The following is a 3,690-nucleotide window of genomic DNA, read 5'->3' on the forward strand; positions in this document are numbered from 1 at the left end:
GCGCGCCGCCCCCGCGGGCCCCCCGCGCGTCTTGTCAGCGCTGCGGCCGGCCGGGCGGCTGTTTGCCGGCGCCCCGCCCGCCCCCCCCGCCCGGGCCGCTACTTGCCGACCACGTGGGTGGAGTTCGGGAACAGCCGGCCGAGCGGGGGCTCGAAACCGGCCTCCTCCAGGGCCGCGAGCAACTGGGCCCGCAGCGCCCGCTGGACCGCCCACTGCTTGCCCGGCCGCACTTTCACGGTCAGCCGTAGCTGGAGACCCTCCGGGGTGACGCTTTCCACACCCAGGATCTCCGGGGGCTCCAGGACGTTGTCCTTCAGCGCGTCGCTCTCGGTCGCGGCCGAGGCCGCCTCGCCGAGCACCGTGGTCGCGCGCTCGACGTCGGCGGAGTAGCCGAGCGGGACGTCGACGACCGCGACCGCGAAGCCCTGGCTCGAGTTGCCGACGCGCAGCACCTCGCCGTTGCGGACGTACCAGACGGTGCCCTTGAGGTCGCGCAGCGTGGTGATCCGCAGGCCGACCGCCTCGACGGTGCCGGTCGCCTCGCCGATGTCGACGACGTCGCCGACGCCGTACTGGTCCTCGACCATCATGAAGATGCCGGAGAGGAAGTCCTTGACCAGGTTCTGCGCGCCGAACCCGATCGCGACGCCGATGATGCCGGCGGAGGCGATGATCGGGCCCAGGTTGATGCCGAGCTCACCCAGCACGAGGATGAACGCGAGGCCGTAGACCAGGAACGTCGCCATCGACTTCAGCACCGAGCCGATGGTCTGCGCGCGCTGGCGGCGGCGTTCGATCACGGCGGAGCCGAGCACTTCGGGGGCGCGCTCACGCAGGGGGCGCAGCAGCGCCGGCAGCTTGCCGCTGGACCGCGGCAGCGTCGTGACGCGGTTGATCAGCCGCTTGATCAGCAGGCGCACCACGAACGCGATCACGACGATCATCAGGATCTTCAGCGGCTTGGTCAGCAGCCAGTTCGCCGAGCCGGCCAGCCACTCGTTGTTCGTTGCCAGATACACCTGGTGACAGAAAGTGCTCACGTCGTCGACGCACGGCGGCTTGGCGGAGGGGAGCAGGGGGGACACGGGAGTTCGATCATCCTTCCGATCAGCTCGGTTACCCCAACTTCAAGTGGATGTTGGGTCGCGCGGATGTGACACGTCTTGTAACACACGTGCGCTGGGGGCCAGTTCTGTGGTCGACTATGCCTACGCCCCTGGAGGTGGTCGAGTGCCAGACCGACAACCCAGCCCCCGCGGCGTCTCCGGCCAAGCCATGGCCGCCGAGACGCCAGAGGTGGTTCTGCGTGCCTATCCGGGGGGTTCCGCATCCGGCGGAGCCGTCCCGGCCGGGCCGGGGAACCGCCCAGGGGGGGTTGCTAATCCGGCCGAAAGCAGGCCGGACCCCGAGCAGCACGTAGTGTTCGCCACGAAAGCCATCGGCCGTGACTGCAGCCGGATCGGCAACGAGCGGCACAGTACCCGCCCGCCCGGACAGCGTAGTAGAGGCCGGGATCCGGCCGCCCCCTCGTGGGGCCGGCGCCGGGTGCTCCTGCTCAACGCCACGTTCGAACCGCTGACCGCGCTGCCGCTACGGCGGGCCGTGGTGCTGGTGATGTGCGGCAAGGCCGAAGTGGTGCACGGCGATCCCGGCGGCATCGAGCTGCACTCGGCCAAGGTGTCGCTGCCGGTGCCCTCGGTGATCCGGCTCAGCACGTACGTGCGCGTGCCCTACCGGGCGCAGGTGCCGCTGACCCGCGCCGGGCTGATGCACCGCGACCGGTACCGCTGCGCCTACTGCGGGGGGCGGGCCGAAACGATCGACCACGTCATCCCGCGCAGCCGTGGCGGACCGCACGCCTGGACCAACTGCGTCGCCTGCTGCGCCAAGTGCAACCACCGCAAAGCGGACCGGCTGCTCTCGGAGATCGGCTGGCGGCTGCGCGTCGTCCCGCGGGCTCCCCACGGCCCGCACTGGCGGCTGCTCGCCCATTCCAAAGAGGCCGACCCGCTCTGGCGGCCGTATCTCGGCTCCGCCGCCTGAGCGCTTTCTCCGGCCCCGGACATGCCGGCGCCCCGGCTGCCTTGCGGCGGCCGGGGCGAGCCGGGTGCTTGCGCGTGTTCAGGTAGTGCGTGCGGCCCTGGAGTGCGGGGTCAGGCAGCGAGCGCGTAGTCGCTCTGGCAGGTGACGCGGGTCCCCATCGTGACGCGCGTGCCCCGGGTGACCCGCGTGCCTCGCGTGACGCGGGTGCCACAGGTGACGCGCGTCCCGGCCGTCACGCGGGTGCCCATCGTGACCCGGGTGCCCCTGGTGACCCGGGTACCCCGCGTGACCCTCGTCCCGGCCGTCACCCGGGTGCCCATGGTGACGCGCGTTCCCGCCGTCACGCGAGTACCGCGAGTGACGCGTGTACCGCGGGTAACCCTTGTGCCCGCCGTCACACGCGTTCCGGGCACGAATTCGATTTCGCTCAGTGACGAGAAGGTCTCGGTGATCGCCTGCGCGGGTGTCTGGACGCTGTTCATGGCAAGGCCTCCTGGGACCGGTGCGTTACCTGCTGGGGCTGGGGAGCGGGGCGCAAGGCCCGTACAGGTGAAAAAGCTACGAGGATTTCAAGGCTGCGACAAGACGACAGCGGCGGGTGCGGCCGCCTGTACGTTGAGTTGCAACCTTTCGGCCCGACGGTCTTCGCCCCAACGTTCCAGTGGCCGCGAGGCAAGCGGCGGACGGCACTCGGCTTACGACGAACGGTCGAGTGCGGCGCGCGCGGTGGCCGTGAAGGTCATCCGATACGCTCAGCGCCGTGAACGTTGTCGAGACGATCGTGGTCTTCGCCGTGATCCCGCTGGCCATCTACGGCCTCGCCGGGCTGCTGACGCTCCGGCGCAGGTCCGGCGGTGCCCCGCGGCACCGGTCCGGCCAGGCCTGGGACTACCCGGCCATGTGGTGGAGTGCCAACCCCGAGGGGGTCGGCGCGGGGCACCGGCACGCCGGCGCCGAGAACAGCGCGCCCGAGGGCGCATCGACCGCGGCAGGAGGCGCTCGTGGCAACTGGTGAGCTGACGAAGCGCGTCGACGAATCCGAACTGGGCTACGGCGAGGGTCTCACGTCCAGCGGCCGCGTGTCGGCCGCGAAGATGTACGAGCCCGAGGCGCCGTCGAGCCCGTTCACCACCCGCCAGCTGGCCCGCCTGGACGAGGCGCTGACGTTCGCGAGCCGCGAGACCGGCCTCGACTTCAGCCTGTACCTCGGCGAACTGGGCGCCGACAGCCGCGCGGCGGCGGAGAAGCTGCACGCGACGACGACGGACCCGTCGAACTCGGTCCTGATCGCGGTCTCGCCCGGCGAGCGCCTGATCGAGATCGTCACCGGCAAGGCGGCGTACGTCCGCCTACCCGACCGCGGCGCCAAGCTCGCGATCGCCAGCATGGTGGCGTCCTTCAAGGAGGGCGACCTGGTGCGCGGGCTGGTCAACGGCCTGGCGAACGCGCTGCGCATGCTGTCGGACCAGGCAGGCCCCGCGCCCCGCTGACCCGAGCCACAAAAGAGCCCCGCACCAGCTTCGGTGCGGGGCTCTTTCACGTCCGGCGCCGGTCCCGAGTTCCTGCTCATCCGGCACACGCTTCCGGCCATGTACGCGCGGGGCTTCGGCCGGATCGTCAACATGTCGAGCGTCCACGGGCTTCGCG

The 3,690-nt window shown here is 71.1% G+C and carries 5 protein-coding genes and 1 pseudogene; 4 read left to right on the forward strand and 2 right to left on the reverse strand.

Annotated elements, in window-relative coordinates; genetic code table 11:
• Window positions 1-98: 98 nt before the first annotated feature.
• On the reverse strand, window positions 99-1,085 hold the full coding sequence (locus tag AB0C38_RS49460) for a mechanosensitive ion channel family protein (RefSeq protein WP_360688720.1): 987 nt from the start codon (window positions 1,083-1,085) through the stop codon (window positions 99-101).
• Between the two features lie 460 nt (window positions 1,086-1,545).
• Between AB0C38_RS49460 and AB0C38_RS49465 the strand changes: the two genes are divergently transcribed.
• Window positions 1,546-2,043: an HNH endonuclease gene (locus AB0C38_RS49465; protein ID WP_329044121.1), complete on the forward strand. Its 498-nt coding sequence runs from the start codon at window positions 1,546-1,548 to the stop codon at window positions 2,041-2,043.
• Between the two features lie 110 nt (window positions 2,044-2,153).
• Here the strand turns inward: AB0C38_RS49465 and AB0C38_RS49470 are convergent, their stop codons facing one another.
• Window positions 2,154-2,525 (reverse strand): hypothetical protein, encoded by a 372-nt coding sequence (locus AB0C38_RS49470; protein WP_360688724.1) that lies wholly within the window; start codon window positions 2,523-2,525, stop codon window positions 2,154-2,156.
• Window positions 2,526-2,803: 278 nt separating this feature from the next.
• Between AB0C38_RS49470 and AB0C38_RS49475 the strand changes: the two genes are divergently transcribed.
• The 3 genes and pseudogenes from AB0C38_RS49475 to AB0C38_RS49485 all read left to right on the forward strand — a co-directional run.
• Window positions 2,804-3,058, forward strand: coding sequence for a hypothetical protein (locus tag AB0C38_RS49475; RefSeq protein ID WP_360688727.1), 255 nt, complete (start codon window positions 2,804-2,806; stop codon window positions 3,056-3,058).
• Window positions 3,045-3,533, forward strand: coding sequence for a DUF5130 family protein (locus AB0C38_RS49480; RefSeq protein ID WP_360688730.1), 489 nt, complete (start codon window positions 3,045-3,047; stop codon window positions 3,531-3,533). Before AB0C38_RS49475 ends, AB0C38_RS49480 begins: the two co-directional genes overlap by 14 nt.
• A gap of 69 nt (window positions 3,534-3,602) precedes the next feature.
• Window positions 3,603-3,690, forward strand: a pseudogene (locus tag AB0C38_RS49485) (3-hydroxybutyrate dehydrogenase); the annotation flags it as partial.

The sequence above is a fragment of the Amycolatopsis sp. NPDC048633 genome (assembly GCF_040650695.1).
Lineage (GTDB): Bacteria > Actinomycetota > Actinomycetes > Mycobacteriales > Pseudonocardiaceae > Amycolatopsis.